Here is a 15,804-nt window from a genome sequence, read left to right as displayed (position 1 = left end):
CTTAACGAGTGCGACAATGTGCCTGCTTGCAACGCTGCGACATATTCGGTCATCGGCAAGCGTTATGACCGCTCCGCATCGAACAACCCTAGCAGCCTGGAGCCCAAACGGCACCCGAAGGTGGTAATCCTGCAGAAAATCGTCCGGACTGGCAGAATTCCCGTTTTCGCCCCCGCAAGGCTCATCGAGCCAGGAGCCCTCCCCATGCAAATGACCACCGCCCTGCTGATCGCCAACCCGTGCGACGAAGAAGAGGACAACATGGCCATGCTGTGCTGCCACAGCAACCAGGGCGACATGTTCCTGATGACCCGCTATCCCGACGAAGACGAGCTGGAGATCACCCTGGACGGCGAGCCTTCGACGCTGGAAGGCGTCAAGGTCACCCTCAGCCGTACCTTGTTGAAAATCGAAATCGCCGCGGCGGATGCCGATGCGCTCAATGGTGATGACGTGCTGGAGATAACCTACGACGCAAACGTGACGGATCTGGCGGAAGTCGAACTGACATTGCAGAACATCCTGAAGGGAACCGGTACTTACATCAGCCAGCTCTGAGCTCCCCGTGGCGAGGGAGCTTGCTCCCGCTGGGTTGCGCAGCAACCCCAAAACCAGGCACCACAGATCCGGCAGGCAAACCGCGCCGGCCGATTTGCGACTGCTGCGCAGCCGAGCGGGAGCAAGCTCCCTCGCCACAGGGGGGGGGCGGAGGCTTTATTCGCCGTCCTTCACCAGATTGCCATCCGCGTCATACACCAGATATTCATCGCTATCACCCGGTCCCCTTACATAATAACGGGCGTTATTGCCGTTATCCGGCACCTTCATGCTGGTATAGGAGCCCAGTTTCTTGAACAGTTTGTTGTCTTGACTGATCAACACCAGGGCAGAACCACCACCGGCCCGGGTAGCGGCTGCGTAGCGGGTCTGGAAGGCGTTGAGCCGGTCGTACTCCAGCGGCACCTTCAGCCTGCCGGCCAGGTCGATGGCACCGTAGCTGCCATCGCGCCCGACCACCGCCATGCCGTTGGAAAACGGCTCCACCTCGTCATAGGGCAACTTGATAGGCAGTCGCGCGCCCTGGCGATTGATAAACGCGAACTTCTTGCTTTTAACCTCCTGCACGAGCAGCGGTTGCTGCCCCACGAAGCGACCTGACGTGTTGTATCCCTCGGGGTTGATCCGCTTGCCGTCCAGGTTGTAGACATCCTGCCGGCTTCGATCGGCGGAGCTGGCGTAGAGGTAACCCTCGCTGTGCTCGATGCCGGAAAACTGCGCTGGCAGGATTTCCTTACCCTCCAGGGTATAGGCGCCGTAAAGGCCTTCCATGAGATCGGTGCGTTTGCCGAGACGAGCAATGAACACCTTGCCGGCCACGGTGGGGTTGACGAATTTCATCGGCAAGATGAAACGATGCTTCCTGGCATCGTAGAGCCCATAAGGGCCGTTGGTTTCTCGCTCCACCAGCAGCAGGCCATCGCTCAATGCCTCGGCGATGTACTCGAATGGCAGATCGACGAGCTTGTTGCCGCCCGCGGGGAAATAGGCGAACTGGCTGCGCAACGCCTGCCCGTCCGACTCCGGGTCGCTGGGCTTAGCGGCTGAAAACAGCGTGTAGGCATCCGCCATCAGGCTGTCCTGTATCTGTACCCAACGGGGCTTGATGAGCCACTGGCCGGCCTCATCGATAAAGCCGTAGCGCTCGGTGTCTCGGTCAAGCGCGATGTAACGCGCCTGTGGCGCAAGGACGTTGTTGACCTGGCCGAATTCAACGCTGTTGTCTTCCAGCGGCTCGAGCACATGAATGACGATACGTTGCGGGGTGGCCTCGAACTGGTACTCGACCTCGGTGTTTTTCAACGGCCCCACCTGGGCGACAAGCGCTTCGGTCAGGCGCTCCAGCTGTTGTTGCACCGCCTGGCCGGTCTTGAGTTGCTTGAGATCATCCTTGGTCTGCTGCAGCGCTTGGTAATAATCCTGCAACGCTGCGATATCGCTCTCGGAGGGAAACGTCCGCGAACTGCTGCCGTTGCTGTAGAGCGCCTTGCCCGTCCCGTCCAGGCCCTGCACGACGAAGGTCGACGACTTCGGCGTACTCAAGCGCACGGAGGCGCTCGCGTCGCCCAAGGCGGTGAGCTGGAAGGATTGTCCGTCGTCCAGCGTCACTTTCGGCTGATCCTTGTCCAGTTGCACTTTCCTGAACGCCGGATAGCTGCGGTAAGCAACCGTCAGGCCGATACTCGCCAATGGCTTGTTGACATCGATCAGGAAGGCGTCATGGGACGCGATCATGTCGTCCGACTCAATTTCGGAGGGTGCCTTGGGTTCGGCGAAGGCTTTTTCGCTGCCATCACGAAAGCGCAGGCGTTGCGGCAGGTACCGCTCGGCCACGGGCTCGTCCGGGGTGGCGGCGCGCTTCCAGAGCGGATCGAGGCTGCTGGTGTCGAGCCTTGCTTCGGAGCCATCGGCAAACAGCCTCTGGGCAAAACGCAGGCCTTGGATCGTCGCCAGTTCAGCTTTCAGCTGCGCGCTGGTGAACGGGACAAACAGCGGCTCGTATTGCAACGACTGCTCGCCGGCAGACTCGCTCGTTTCGATGGACACGCTCAGTTGCGCATCACTCACCAACTCCAGGGACCGCAGGGTTTGCCCGGTGTCCTGAAGCAAATAGTTGAGGCGCTTTTCCACCTCGGGCAACGTCAGGGTGCCGATGTCTTCCACGCCCCCTTCGTTGAGTTCCCCGGCGACAAAACCTTCGTCTTGCGGCGCGCCGCTGTGACGAAACAGGGTGTAGGACGTACCGCCTACCACCAATACGATCACACTCAATATCGACAGCAATCTCAAACGAGGCTGGGTAAGGTTCATGGTGGCTTCGGCAGTCAAGGGGCTGGGAACGTCAGGCAGCTAAACACACGGCCTGGCGCGCTGCAAATCGCCTGCCTGGCCCGGTTCTGACAAGACCTGCCTGAAGCGCCGCCACGGCCCCGCTGCTGCGAAGCACCGTTGGTCGCTCCTATGACACGCCGCCCTTGACGCCCGTTGAGCTTCTGGTGTTTCCTGAAACCGGTTTCAGAACCGCTAATAAATCCAATAAGCAGGTTTAAATCCGTGACTTCTTTCTCCGCCGCCCAGCGCAGCCGCGTGACCATGCTTGATGTTGCCGAGCGCGCCGGGGTTTCCAAGGCCAGTGTCTCGCGCTTTATTGGCGAAGACCGCGCCCTGCTCTCCGAAGCCATCGCCCGGCGCATCGAGCAGGCGATCGACGAGCTGGGCTACCGGCCCAACCAGATGGCCCGCGGCCTCAAGCGCGGGCGCACCCGCCTGATCGGCATGCTCGTGGCCGATATCCGCAACCCTTATTCGATTGCCGTGATGCATGGCGTGGAAACCGCTTGCCGTCGCCACGGCTACAGCCTGGTGGTGTGCAACACCGACCGTGATGACGAGCAGGAACGCCAGCACCTGGCGCTGTTGCGCGCCTACAACATCGAAGGGCTGATCGTGAACACGCTGGGTCATCACCGCGACGAACTGTTCGAGCTGCGCAGCGAAATGCCCATGGTGCTGGTGGATCGCAAGGTCGACCGGCTCGACACCGACCTGGTCGGGCTGGACAACCCGGCGGCCGTCGAGATGGCCCTCGATCACCTTGACCAGCGAGGCTACCGCGACCTGCTGCTGGTGACCGAGCCATTCGATGGCACGAGCTCGCGGATCGAACGGGTCGAGAGTTTCAAGACCGGCATCGAAAGGCGTCCAGCCCTGGCCGGCGCCGTGGTGGAAACCGGCGATCAACTCCTTTCGCGCATCAAGACCTTTCTCGCCCAGCCGGACCGGGGCCCCAAGGCACTGTTCTGCGCCAACGGCATCGCCGCACTGGCCGCCACTCAGGTACTGCGCGACCTCGGTTGCCATTTGTTCAACGACATCGGCCTGATCGCCCTGGATGACCTGGATTGGTACCCGTTGGTGGGCAGCGGCATCACCGCCCTCGCCCAACCCACCGCCGAAATCGGCGCCCGTGCATTCGAATGCCTGCTCAAGCGCTTGCGCGGTGACAACGGGCCGGTGCAGACCCTGGATTTTGCGGCGCGGTTGATTGAGCGCGGATCGACGCGGGGAGGTTCGCAGTGATCGGGCTGGCCCCTTCGCGAGCAGGCTCGCTCCCACACTGGATCGGCGTCGCACTGGAGCCCCCTGTGGGAGCGAGCCTGCTCGCGAAGCGGCCCTGAAGCAAAACCCTTTTTTTGAACAGAACTGAAACCGGTTTCAGAGGTACAACAACAATGACCAGACCACACGTTTCCATCAGCCTATCCAGCTTCGGCGCCGACCTCGTGCGCCAACGCGGCCAAGGCAGCTTCGTCGAACTGCTGGCCGCCGCCGGCGCCTCGCGCATCGAATGGCGAGAGGAACTGTTCACCCACGAACAGCCCGACGAGCTGGCTGCTGGCGCCCGGGCTCAAGGGCTGGCAAGCATCTATTCATCGCCGCTCGAACTTTGGCTGCCCGGCCAACCCAGGCCCAATCCAGCTTTGCTGATCGCCTTGCAACGTTGCGAGGCGTTCGGCTCGTCCTGGCTGAAAGTGTCCCTCGGCCACTTCACCGATTCCCATGACCTCTCGGCCCTGGCGCCAATATTGGCGACAAGCCCGGTGCAACTGCTGGTGGAAAACGACCAGACCCTGCAGGGCGGACGGATCGAACCCCTGCAGCGTTTTTTCACGGCAGTTGAAGCACAGGGGTTGCCCGTCGCCATGACCTTCGACATCGGCAACTGGCAGTGGCAGGACCAATCGGCCACCGTGGCGGCGCGCCAACTCGGGCGGCATGTGGCGTATGTGCACTGCAAGGCCGTGGCCAGACGTGACGACGGCAAGCTGATCGCCGTGCCCCCGGCGCTAGCAGACCTGCACCTTTGGGAACAATTGCTCAAGCACATGCCCGTCGGGGTGATGCGCGCCGCCGAGTATCCGCTGCAAGGCGACGACCTGGCGCAACTGACCGCTGAACATGTCGCCACCTTGTCCCGCCTCGGACAATCGCGCCGGGAGACTGTCCATGCCTGAGTTCGATGTGTTGTCGTTCGGCGAAACCATGGCGATGCTGGTGGCCGACCAGACCGGCGACCTGGCCAGCGTCGACCAGTTTCACAAACGCATCGCCGGGGCCGACAGCAATGTCGCCATCGGCTTGGCGCGGCTGGGTTTCCAGGTGGCCTGGCTCAGCCGGGTCGGCGCCGACTCCCTGGGACGCTTCGTGGTGCAGACGCTGGAGAAAGAAGGCCTGGATTGCCGCCACGTGGCGGTCGATCCGGCGCACCCCACCGGATTCCAGTTCAAGTCCCGCACCGATGATGGCAGCGATCCGCAGGTCGAGTATTTCCGTCGCGGCTCGGCGGCCAGTCACCTGTCGATCGATTCCATCGCACCGCCCCTGCTCCGCGCCCGTCATCTGCACGCTACCGGCATCGTCCCGGCGCTGTCGGACACAGCCCGCGCGATGTCCTTCGAATTGATGAGCCGCATGCGCGAGGCCGGCCGCAGCCTGTCGTTCGACCCCAACCTGCGCCCGAGCCTGTGGGCCAGCGAAGCGTTGATGATCAGCGAGATCAACCGCCATGCCGCCCTCGCCCACTGGGTCTTGCCGGGCCTCGGCGAAGGTCGGTTGCTGAGCGGTTTTGACGACCCGGCCGACATTGCTGCCTTTTACCTGGACCAAGGTGCCGAAGTCGTGGTGATCAAGCTTGGCCCGGACGGTGCCTACTACCGCACCCAGCTGGACCAGGGATTTGTCGCCGGCGTGCCGGTGTCCAGAGTAGTGGACACCGTCGGTGCCGGCGATGGTTTTGCCGTCGGCCTGATCAGCGCGTTGCTCGAAGGCCGCGACGTCAGCGAGGCGGTACAGCGCGCCAACTGGATCGGCAGCCGCGCGGTACAGAGCCGCGGGGACATGGAAGGCTTGCCGACGCGCCAGGAATTATTGGCTGGATTTGAAACTGCCGATCGCGAGCAGGCTCGCTCCCACAAGGGCCGCCGCTGACCCTGTGGGAGCGAGCCCGCTCGCGAAAAAGCCACCGCAAACGCACCTGCTGAACAAAAACAACAAGCTCAGGAGTCACAACATGCAAACGCTCAATCTCGCCACCCGCCGCTGGTGGTACATCATGCCCATCGTGTTCATCACCTACAGCCTGGCCTACCTCGACCGCGCCAACTATGGCTTCGCCGCCGCGTCGGGCATGGCCGAGGACCTGATGATCACCCCAGGGCTTTCCTCGCTGCTCGGCGCACTGTTTTTCCTCGGCTATTTTTTCTTCCAGGTGCCGGGAGCGATCTACGCGCAAAAGCACAGCGTCAAGAAGCTGATCTTCGTCAGCCTGATCCTCTGGGGCTCGCTGGCGACCCTCACCGGGGTGGTGTCCAACGCGTACTGGCTGATCGTGATCCGCTTCATGCTCGGCGTGGTGGAAGCCGCCGTGATGCCGGCGATGCTGGTCTATCTGTGTCACTGGTTCACCCGGGCCGAACGCTCGCGCGCCAACACTTTCCTGATCCTCGGCAACCCGGTGACCATGTTGTGGATGTCAGTGGTCTCAGGCTATCTGGTGGAGCAATTCGACTGGCGCTGGATGTTCATCATCGAGGGACTGCCGGCGGTGCTCTGGGCCTTTGTCTGGTGGCGCCTGGCCGATGATCGCCCGGCCCAGGCCAAGTGGCTCAGCGACCAGGAAAAACAAGACCTGGAAACCGTGCTGGCGGCCGAACAGGTCGGCATCAAGGCAGTGAAAAACTATGCCGAGGCCTTCCGCTCGCCCATGGTGATCATCCTGGCCATGCAGTTTTTCTGCTGGAGCATCGGCGTCTACGGGTTTGTGCTGTGGTTGCCGTCGATCCTCAAGGCCGGCCTGAAAATGAACATGGTCGAGGCCGGGTGGCTGTCATCGCTGCCTTATCTGGCGGCGGTGATCGCCATGCTGATCGTCTCATGGGCGTCGGACAAGGTGCAGAAGCGCAAGCGTTTTGTCTGGCCGCCGCTGCTGATCGCCTCCATCGCCTTCTACGCCTCCTATTTGCTCGGGGCGGAACATTTCTGGTGGTCCTACGCCTTGCTGGTGCTTGCCGGCGCGTGCATGTACGCGCCCTACGGTCCGTTTTTCGCCATTGTTCCGGAAATCCTCCCGGCCAACGTCGCCGGCGGCGCCATGGCGCTGATCAACAGCATGGGCGCGCTGGGCTCGTTCGGCGGCTCGTACCTGGTGGGTTACCTCAACGGCTCCACCGGCTCCACCGGCATGTCCTTCCTGCTGATGAGTGGCGCGTTGCTGCTGTCGGTGGTGCTGACCCTCGCCCTCAAGCCCGGCGCCAGTGACCGGGTCGTGTCCAAAACCGCGACGCCTCAGCCGGCGCCTGTCCGTTAACGAATCGGAAATCCCCATGAAAAAGCACGTGGTGTTGTACAAGAAACTGTCAGCGCAACTGATGGATCGCCTGCAAGCCCAGGCCCAGGTCACTCTCATCGAACACCTCGACGCCCAGGGCCTGGCGCAACTGCGCGACGCCCTGCCCAGCGCCCATGCCTTATTGGGCGCAAGCCTCAAGCTCGATGCCTCGTTGCTTGATCTGGCGCCGAATCTTGAGGCCATCGCCAGCGTTTCGGTCGGGGTCGACAACTACGATATCGATTACCTGAGCGAACGTCGGATCCTGCTCACCAACACGCCGGATGTACTGACCGAAACCACCGCCGATACCGGGTTTGCCTTGATCCTGGCTACGGCCCGACGCGTCGTCGAACTGGCCAATCTGGTTCGGGCCGGCCAATGGCAGCAAAGCATCGGCCCACGGCATTTCGGCAGTGATGTCCATGGCAAGACCCTGGGCATCGTCGGCATGGGCCGCATTGGCGAAGCCCTGGCCCAGCGCGGCCACTTCGGCTTTGGCATGCCGGTGCTCTATCACAGTCACTCACCCAAGCCTGCGGTGGAACAACGTTTCAACGCGCGCTACTGCGACCTCGATACACTGCTGCAACAAGCGGATTTCATTTGCCTGACCTTGCCCCTGACTGCTGAGACCGAAGGCCTGATCGATGCACGGGCATTCGCGCAGATGCGCCCTGAGAGCATCTTCATCAATATCTCCCGGGGCAAAGTCGTCGACGAAACGGCAATGATCGACGCCCTGCGCAACGGGCAGATCCGTGGCGCCGGGCTGGACGTTTTCGAACGCGAGCCCCTGAATGCGGACTCGCCGCTGTTGCAGATGGATAACGTAGTGGCGACGCCACACATGGGCTCGGCGACCCACGAGACCCGGGAAGCGATGGCGCGTTGTGCGGTGGACAATCTGCTGGCCGCGTTGGTGGGTGAGCGGCCGATGAATCTGGTGAATCCGGGGGCCTGGAAAGGCTGAGAATTGTCACCGGTCAGACTAATGCTGTTCACTTAACAAAATGATGTATCCGTGGCGAGGGAGCTTGCTCCCGCTCGGCTGCGAAGCAGTCGTAAACCGGCGGATGCGGTGTGTCTGATACTACGTATGCGGCAGGTTTTGGGGCAGCTTCGCGGCCCAGCGGGAGCAAGCTCCCTCGCCACGGGTTCTCCGATTGCCTTAAGTGAACAGCATTACACCGGTCAGACCGCCTTCGCGAGCAAATCCGCCCCCACACCAGACCGAAGCCGATCACAAATCCGCACCCTCCATCAAAATCCCGTTAGTCGCCACCCCCCGCCATGCATTAAAGTATCGCCCCCAGCCCCGGCGTTATCCGAACGCCTGGGCCACCCTTTCCAGGAACAGTCACCGATGGAACATCGTGAAGCGCTGCTGGCGCTGCGAACCTTTCTTTCAACGCAGATTCTCGGCCAGGAAAAACTCATCGAGCGCCTGCTCATCGCCCTGCTCGCCGACGGCCACATGCTGGTGGAAGGCGCCCCGGGGCTGGCCAAGACCAAGGCGATCAAAGAGCTGGCCGAGGGCATCGAAGCGCAGTTCCATCGCATCCAGTTCACCCCCGACCTGTTACCTGCCGACATCACCGGCACCGAGATCTATCGCCCGGAAACCGGCAGCTTCGTGTTCCAGCAAGGGCCGATCTTCCACAACCTGGTGCTGGCGGACGAAATCAACCGTGCCCCGGCCAAGGTCCAGTCGGCCCTTCTCGAAGCGATGGCCGAGCGGCAGGTCAGCGTCGGGCGCAGTACTTATGAGCTGTCGCCACTGTTCCTGGTGATGGCCACGCAGAACCCGATCGAGCAGGAAGGCACCTACCCGCTGCCCGAAGCACAGCTCGACCGGTTCCTGATGCACGTCAAGATCGGGTTTCCGGACGCCGCGGTCGAGCGCCGTATCCTGCAGCAGGCACGCGGTGAGGCGTTGAATGGCGAAACCAAGCCCGAGCGTCGCGTCAGCCAGCAGGCAATTTTTTCGGCGCGCAAGGAGATCCTCGGGCTGTACATGGCCGACGCCGTGGAGGAGTACCTGGTGCAACTGATAATGGCCACTCGCAACCCGGCCAAGTTTGACCCGGAGATGGCCGAGTGGATCGCCTACGGCGCCAGCCCGCGGGGCTCGATTGCCCTGGACCGCTGCGCCCGGGCCCACGCCTGGCTGGCCGGACGCGACTTCGTCAGCCCGGAAGACATCCAGGCCGTGCTGTTCGACGTGCTGCGCCATCGCATCATCCTGTCGTTCGAAGCCGAAGCCGCCGGCATCGACCAGGATCGGGTCGTGCAGCGGATTCTCGACGTCGTCGCTGTCGCTTGAGCATGAATCATGAATAACCCACTGGCGCCCGTCCCGGGCATCCGCGTCAGCCTCTCGGAGCTGATCGAGATGCGCCATCGCGTGCGCGAAGTGCAGTTGTTCTCCACCCCTGGCCAGCGCAGCCCGCTGATCGGCCTGCACCATTCCAAGCTGCGCGGGCGCGGAGTGGACTTCGATCAGGTGCGGGTCTACCAGGCCGGCGACGACGTGCGGACCATCGACTGGCGCGTCACCGCCCGAACCCAGGAGCCCCACACCAAACTGTTCCATGAGGAACGCGAACGGCCGATCTTCATCATGATCGAGCAAAGCCACCGCCTGTTCTTCGGTTCCGGGCAGGTCTTCAAGTCGGTGCTCGCCGCCCAGGCCGCCAGCCTGATCGGCTGGGCCGCGCTGGGGCACAACGACCGGGTCGGCGGTCTGGTGTTCGGCAATAACAGCCACTACGAGGTCAAGCCTCGGCGCAGCAAACAAAGCCTGCTGCAGCTGCTCAACCGCCTGGTGCGCGTCAATCAGTCGTTGCACACCGAAGGCGAGTCGGACCGCGATTCCTTCGGTGTCGCCTTGCGCCGGGCCCGGGAAGTCCTGCGGCCCGGCAGCCTGGCGATCGTGATCTGTGACGAGCGCGCCCTCTCCGACGGTGCCGAGCAGCAGTTGAGCCTGCTGTCGCGTCATTGCGACCTGCTGCTGCTGCCGCTGTCCGACCCGCTGGACCACGCCCTGCCTGCCGCCGGCCTGCTGCGGTTTGCCCAGCGCGGTGAGCAATTGGAGCTCGACACGCTGAACCTGGAACTGCGCCAGACCTACCGCGCCCAGGCCGAGGCGCGCCTGGAGCGCTGGGAAATGCTGGCGCAGAAGCTGCGGATCCTGATGCTGCCCTTGAGCACTCAAGGCGACATGGTCGAACAACTGCGCGAGTACCTGAACCCCAAGCGCCCAGGGAAAACCCGATGAGCAACCTCGATCAGTTGCAACCACTGATGGCGCCACCGGCCATCGGCTTCTGGCCGCCCGCGCCGGGCTGGTGGTTGCTGCTGGTATTACTGCCATTGCTGGGCCTGGGCCTGTGGCACTTGCGCCGGTTCATTCCCGCCAAGCGCACCCAGGACCGCGCCGAGCAACCTCTGGACCCGGTGCGCCTGGCCGCGCTGGCCGAGCTGGCGCGGTTGCCCAAGCCCTACGACGGCGCGCCGGCCGGCGCCTGGCTGCAGCAACTCAACGGGCTGCTCAAGCGCCTGTGCCGCAACCATTATCCCTACAGCCAGAGCCATACTCTCAACGGGCGCAAATGGCTGGCCTTCCTCGACAACCGCTGCCCGGCCGCCGGCCTGACCCGCTGGATGATCCTTGTAGAAGGTGCCTACAAGCCCGAATGCAAGCTTGACGACAAAGCCATCGCCGGCCTGACGCAAGCGGTCGAGACGTGGATTCGCAAACATGTTTGAGTTCGCCTGGCCGTGGATTTTCGCCCTGCTGCCGCTGCCCTGGCTGATGCGCATGGTGCTGCCCGCAGCGGACAGTGGCGAACCGGCACTCAAAGTGAGTTTCCTCGAGGACCTCGAAGGGCTGGTCGGGCGCCGGGCCCGGGCCAATCTGCCGACATGGCGCCAGCAGGCGCCTTTCATCCTGCTTTGGTTGTTGCTGCTGATCGCCGCCGCCCGCCCGCAGTGGCTGGGCGAGCCGTTGCCGATTGCCGCCAGCGGTCGCGACCTGCTGGTGGCGGTGGATGTCTCCGGGTCCATGGATTTTCCTGACATGCAGTGGAAAGACGAGGACATCAGTCGCCTGGCGCTGGTCCAGCACATGCTCGGGGATTTTCTCGAAGGTCGGGAAGGTGACCGGGTCGGCCTGATTCTGTTTGGCAGCCAGGCCTACCTGCAGGCGCCGCTGACCTTCGACCGCCGCACCGTACGCCACTGGCTCGACGAGGCGCGCATCGGCATTGCCGGCAAAAACACGGCGATCGGCGATGCGATTGGCCTGGCCCTCAAACGCCTGCGGCAACGCCCGGCCAACAGCCGCGTGCTGATCCTGGTGACCGATGGCGCCAATAACGGCGGCGAAATCGACCCGCTGACGGCCGCCCAGCTGGCTGCCGACGAAAGCGTGAAAATCTACCCGATCGGCGTGGGTGCCGATCCGGAGCAAAGTGGCACGGCGGGATTTCTCGGCGTCAACCCCAGCCTGGATCTAGACGAAGCGACACTCAGGGAAATCGCTCAGGTCACCGGCGGCCGGTATTTCCGCGCCCAGGATGGCGAGCAGTTGCTGGCGATCAAGACCACCCTCGACCAACTCGAACCGGTGACCCAGCAGCCGACCCAGGCCCGCCCCGCCCAGGCGCTTTATCATTGGCCGCTGGCCGTTGCCTTGCTGTTGAGCATGTTGCTGGTGGTTCGTGAGCGCTGGCCAGACAACCCCTTGCAACGCCTGTTCACCCAGCCGCTGTTCCAACCCTCGCAAACCTCCGAATGGCGCCAGCGGCTCAAGCGCCTGCGACTGCGGAGGCGTCGATGATCGCGCTCTGGCCGCATTGGCTGCGTCCCGCTTTTATCTTGCTGCTGCCCCTGTTGGGCTGGCTGCTCTGGCAACTGTGGCACCGACAGAAACGCGTGGGCCGCTGGCAGATGATCCTGCCGCCGGCGTTCCATGCCGTGCTGCTCACCGGTGGCAGTGGTCGCGAAAGCAAGCTGCCGTGGATCGCCCTCGGGCTGGGCTGGCTGCTGGTGGTGCTGGCCTTGCTCGGCCCCAGCTGGACGCGGGTCGAACAGACCAGCCAGAAACCCGCCGATCCGCTGGTGGTGATTCTCGAACTGACGCCAGAGATGCTCGCCACCGACGTCCCGCCTACGCGCCTGGAACAGGCCCGGCGCAAAGTGCTCGACGTGCTGCAGAACCGCAGCGACGCGCAGACCGCGATCATCGTCTATGCCGGCAGCGCCCATACGCTGGTGCCGCTGTCCGACGACCTGGCCACCAGCGCCAACCTGCTCGAAGCCCTGGCGCCATCGATCATGCCGCAAGGCGGCCACCGTGCCGACCTGGCCGTCAACAAGGCCATGGCGTTGCTGGACCAGGCCGGGCTCGGCCACGGCCGGATCCTGTTGATCGGCTCATCCCTGAACGAGCAGGAACGCCTTGGCATAAGCCAGAGGCTAGACGGCTCCGCCACTCGTTTGCTGATGCTCGGCATCGGTACGCGTGAAGGTGCGCCCGTGGCCCAGGAAGACGGCAGTTACCTGAAGGATGCCCAAGGCGCGATCCTGGTGCCGCGCCTGGACAGCCCAAGCCTCAAGTCATTTCTCGATGAGCTGGACGGCCGTTACCGTCCCGCGCACCTGGACGACAGCGACCTGCGCAGCCTGGGCCTGCTGGACGGTCCGCGCCGTCTGCGCAGCGATGGCCAGAAACTGCGCCTGGACACCTGGGCCGACCAGGGTTATTGGCTGCTGTTGCCGCTCCTGCTGCTGGCCGCTTGCGCCGGGCGTCGGGGCTGGCTGTTCTGCCTGCCGCTGCTGTTTGCGCTGCCGCAGACCGGCCATGCCTTCGAATTCGAGGACCTGTGGCTGCGCCCCGATCAACAGGGCCAGCACCTGCTCAAGCAGAAACGCCCAGCCGAGGCCGCCACCCGCTTCGAGGACAGCCAATGGCAAGGTGTCGCCCTCTACGAGGCCGGCCAGTACAGCGAGGCCGCCCGGCGTTTCGCCGAAGGCAACGATGCCCGCGCGCATTATAATCGCGGCAATGCGCTGGCCCGCAGCGGCGAACTGGAGGCCGCGATCGATGCCTATGAGCAAGCGCTGGAATTGCAGCCGGACCTGCGCCCGGCGCAGACCAACAAGGCCTTGGTGGAAAGCCTGCTGAAAGAGCAGGCTGCGCCACCGGACACCGCCAAGCCCGACGAAAACCAGGACCCCGCGCCCACCGAGCAATCGCCGGATAGCGATACCCCGAATCAGTCGTCCGAGCCGGGCCAGCCTTCTTCCGAGGCGCCAGCGACGCCGGAGCAATCCCCGGCGTCCCAGGCGCCACCGACCCGCGCCGAGGACGTGCCCGGCAGCGAACTGCCCGACGAGCAGACCACCACCCCGCCACTGCGCCCGGCCGCGGGCCAGCGCAATGCCGAAGAGCAGCGCCAGGCACTGGAACAATGGCTGCGCCAGATCCCGGACAACCCGGGCGAACTGCTCAGGCGAAAATTCTGGTATGAACAGCAAAGCCACCAGGCTCAGGAAAAACACCAATGACCCGCTTCACCGCCTATCTCCTCGTCTTGCTGCTCTGGGCTGCCGGGTCCCAGGCCGCGCAGCTGACTGCCAGCGTGGACCGCAGTCGCCTGAACTCCGGGGAGACCGTCGAGCTGACGCTGGAGTCCAACGATGCCACGCTGTTCGGCAAACCTGACCTGAGCCCGCTCCAGGCACTGTTTGATGTGCGCGGTACCCGCCAGGTCAACCAGTTGACCACCCTTGACGGCGAGAATCGCGCCACTACCCGCTGGATCGTCACGCTGCTGCCGCGTCAGAGCGGCACGGTGGTGATCCCGCCGCTGCAACTGGGCGAAGTCAGCAGCCAGCCGATTACTTTGCAGGTGATCGAAAGCGAAACCCGCAACGCCTCTGGCACCCTCGCGCCGGTGTTCATCGAAGCCAGCCTCGACCAGCGCGAGGTGTATGTGCAGGCCCAGGCCATCCTGACGCTGCGCATCTACCATTCGGTGTCGCTGTACGACGACAGCAGCCTGACACCGCTGCATATTCCCGATGCGCGCACCGAGCAACTGGGCGAATCGCGCACCTACGAAAAAGTCATCAACGATGTGCGCCACGGCGTCATCGAGTTGCGTTACGGCATCTACCCGCAGCGCAGCGGCGAACTGGCGATCCCGGCCCAGACCTTCAGCGCCACGCTGGTTGAACCCACGGCCCAGGGCACCGCAGCACCGGGCGCCAAACCCGGCCAGTTGATGCGCGTCAGTTCGACGCAACTGCAACTGACCGTCAAGCCCAAGCCCGCCAGTTACCCGGCAGACCTCCCCTGGCTGCCGGCGCGCAGCTTGTCCTTGAGCGAAAGCTGGAGCCCGGAACCGACTCACAGCCAGGTCGGCGATTCGCTCACCCGCAGCCTGACCCTGGAGGCGGAAGGCTTGACCAGCGCCCAGTTGCCGCCGCTTCCGCCTACCGAAATCAATGGCCTGCGGCGCTACCCCGACCAGCCGGTGCTGAGCAGCCGCAGCAGCGAGCGCGGCCTGGTTGGCAGCCGCGAAGACCGCGAAGCCCTGGTGCCCAATCGTAGCGGCACCATCGAGCTGCCGCCCGTGGAAGTGGTCTGGTGGAACACCCTGGAAGACCACCTGGACCGCACCAGCCTGCCGGCCCGGACCCTGCAAGTGGCGAACAACCCGAGCCTGATGGTCGACACACCGGCAGGCACCACTCAGATCGTCACCACTGTCGACAGCGAAACCCTCTGGTACTGGCAACTCAGCACGTTGATCCTGGCCTGCACGACGCTGCTCGGCTTCGGCCTGTGGTGGCGCGCGCGCTGGCAGCCGGCGATCCTGCGCTCGGCCCAGGCCGGGCCGAGCCCACGCACACTGCTGGATGACCTCAAGCGCGCCTGCCTGGCCAACGACTCGCACGCCACCCGCCAGGCGCTGGATGCCTGGGCTCGACAGCAACCGGAAACCCTGGCCGACATGGCGGCGCGTTTCGTGCCACTGTCCGACGCCCTTGATGGCTTGAACGGCGCGCTCTACAGCGAAACCGGTCAGTATTGGCAAGGTGAAGACCTGTGGCGGGCGATCCGGACCATTCCGCCTCTGGAAGGAACGCCGGACGCTGCCAGTGATTCCAGCCTGCCGCCGCTCTATCCAAAATAACCCGGTTTTGTTGCGCAGGGCTGTTGTGACAAGGGAGCAAGCTCCCTCGCCACAACAGCCGCGCCGGTGCATCCGACAAAGTTGGGCAGCCCCTGCCCCGCGTTTCCCAGTAAACTCTGCATTTTTGCGCCGCCTCTCCTCCCGCGGCCACCG

13 protein-coding genes are annotated in these 15,804 nt (G+C 63.9%); 12 read left to right on the top strand and 1 reads right to left on the bottom strand.

Annotation, left to right across the window (positions count from 1 at the left end):
* The first annotated feature begins 204 nt into the window (after positions 1-204).
* Positions 205-558 (top strand): hypothetical protein, encoded by a 354-nt coding sequence (locus J3P94_RS12190; protein WP_434573665.1) that lies wholly within the window; start codon positions 205-207, stop codon positions 556-558.
* A 156-nt stretch (positions 559-714) separates the two neighbouring features.
* On the opposite strand, the gene J3P94_RS12185 is transcribed toward J3P94_RS12190, so the two are convergent.
* Complete coding sequence (locus J3P94_RS12185; RefSeq protein WP_434573663.1) at positions 715-2,868, bottom strand: WG repeat-containing protein; 2,154 nt, start codon at positions 2,866-2,868, stop codon at positions 715-717.
* 243 nt (positions 2,869-3,111) lie between these two features.
* Between J3P94_RS12185 and J3P94_RS12180 the strand changes: the two genes are divergently transcribed.
* The 11 genes from J3P94_RS12180 (at position 3,112) to J3P94_RS12130 (ending at position 15,651) form a co-directional block, all read left to right on the top strand.
* A complete protein-coding gene (locus tag J3P94_RS12180) occupies positions 3,112-4,137 on the top strand; it encodes a LacI family DNA-binding transcriptional regulator (RefSeq protein ID WP_434573661.1) in 1,026 nt (341 codons plus the stop codon).
* Positions 4,138-4,289: 152 nt separating this feature from the next.
* On the top strand, positions 4,290-5,072 hold the full coding sequence (locus J3P94_RS12175) for a sugar phosphate isomerase/epimerase family protein (RefSeq protein ID WP_434573659.1): 783 nt from the start codon (positions 4,290-4,292) through the stop codon (positions 5,070-5,072).
* A complete protein-coding gene (locus tag J3P94_RS12170; RefSeq protein WP_434573657.1) occupies positions 5,065-6,045 on the top strand; it encodes a sugar kinase in 981 nt (326 codons plus the stop codon). Before J3P94_RS12175 ends, J3P94_RS12170 begins: the two co-directional genes overlap by 8 nt.
* An 82-nt stretch (positions 6,046-6,127) precedes the next feature.
* Complete coding sequence (locus J3P94_RS12165; protein WP_434573655.1) at positions 6,128-7,423, top strand: MFS transporter; 1,296 nt, start codon at positions 6,128-6,130, stop codon at positions 7,421-7,423.
* Between the two features lie 16 nt (positions 7,424-7,439).
* Entirely contained in the window at positions 7,440-8,417 is a 978-nt protein-coding gene (locus tag J3P94_RS12160; RefSeq protein ID WP_434573653.1) for an NAD(P)-dependent oxidoreductase, read from the top strand.
* Between the two features lie 393 nt (positions 8,418-8,810).
* Positions 8,811-9,770: an AAA family ATPase gene (locus J3P94_RS12155; RefSeq protein WP_039589986.1), complete on the top strand. Its 960-nt coding sequence runs from the start codon at positions 8,811-8,813 to the stop codon at positions 9,768-9,770.
* A 9-nt stretch (positions 9,771-9,779) separates the two neighbouring features.
* Positions 9,780-10,724: a DUF58 domain-containing protein gene (locus J3P94_RS12150; protein ID WP_434573652.1), complete on the top strand. Its 945-nt coding sequence runs from the start codon at positions 9,780-9,782 to the stop codon at positions 10,722-10,724.
* Entirely contained in the window at positions 10,721-11,215 is a 495-nt protein-coding gene (locus tag J3P94_RS12145; RefSeq protein WP_434573650.1) for a DUF4381 domain-containing protein, read from the top strand. The genes J3P94_RS12150 and J3P94_RS12145 overlap by 4 nt, the downstream gene beginning before the upstream one ends.
* Positions 11,208-12,287, top strand: coding sequence for a vWA domain-containing protein (locus tag J3P94_RS12140; RefSeq protein ID WP_434573649.1), 1,080 nt, complete (start codon positions 11,208-11,210; stop codon positions 12,285-12,287). Before J3P94_RS12145 ends, J3P94_RS12140 begins: the two co-directional genes overlap by 8 nt.
* Entirely contained in the window at positions 12,284-14,017 is a 1,734-nt protein-coding gene (locus tag J3P94_RS12135) for a tetratricopeptide repeat protein (protein ID WP_434573647.1), read from the top strand. The genes J3P94_RS12140 and J3P94_RS12135 overlap by 4 nt, the downstream gene beginning before the upstream one ends.
* The gene (locus tag J3P94_RS12130) at positions 14,014-15,651 is read left to right on the top strand and encodes a BatD family protein (RefSeq protein WP_434573645.1); all 1,638 of its coding nucleotides are present in this window, start codon (positions 14,014-14,016) and stop codon (positions 15,649-15,651) included. The genes J3P94_RS12135 and J3P94_RS12130 overlap by 4 nt, the downstream gene beginning before the upstream one ends.
* The last annotated feature ends 153 nt before the right edge of the window (positions 15,652-15,804 follow it).

This window comes from Pseudomonas sp. Z3-8 (genome assembly GCF_051131975.1).
Taxonomy (GTDB): Bacteria; Pseudomonadota; Gammaproteobacteria; order Pseudomonadales; family Pseudomonadaceae; genus Aquipseudomonas.
The sequence above is the reverse complement of the archived record's forward strand: the minus strand, read 5'-3'. Positions and strand labels throughout refer to the sequence as shown.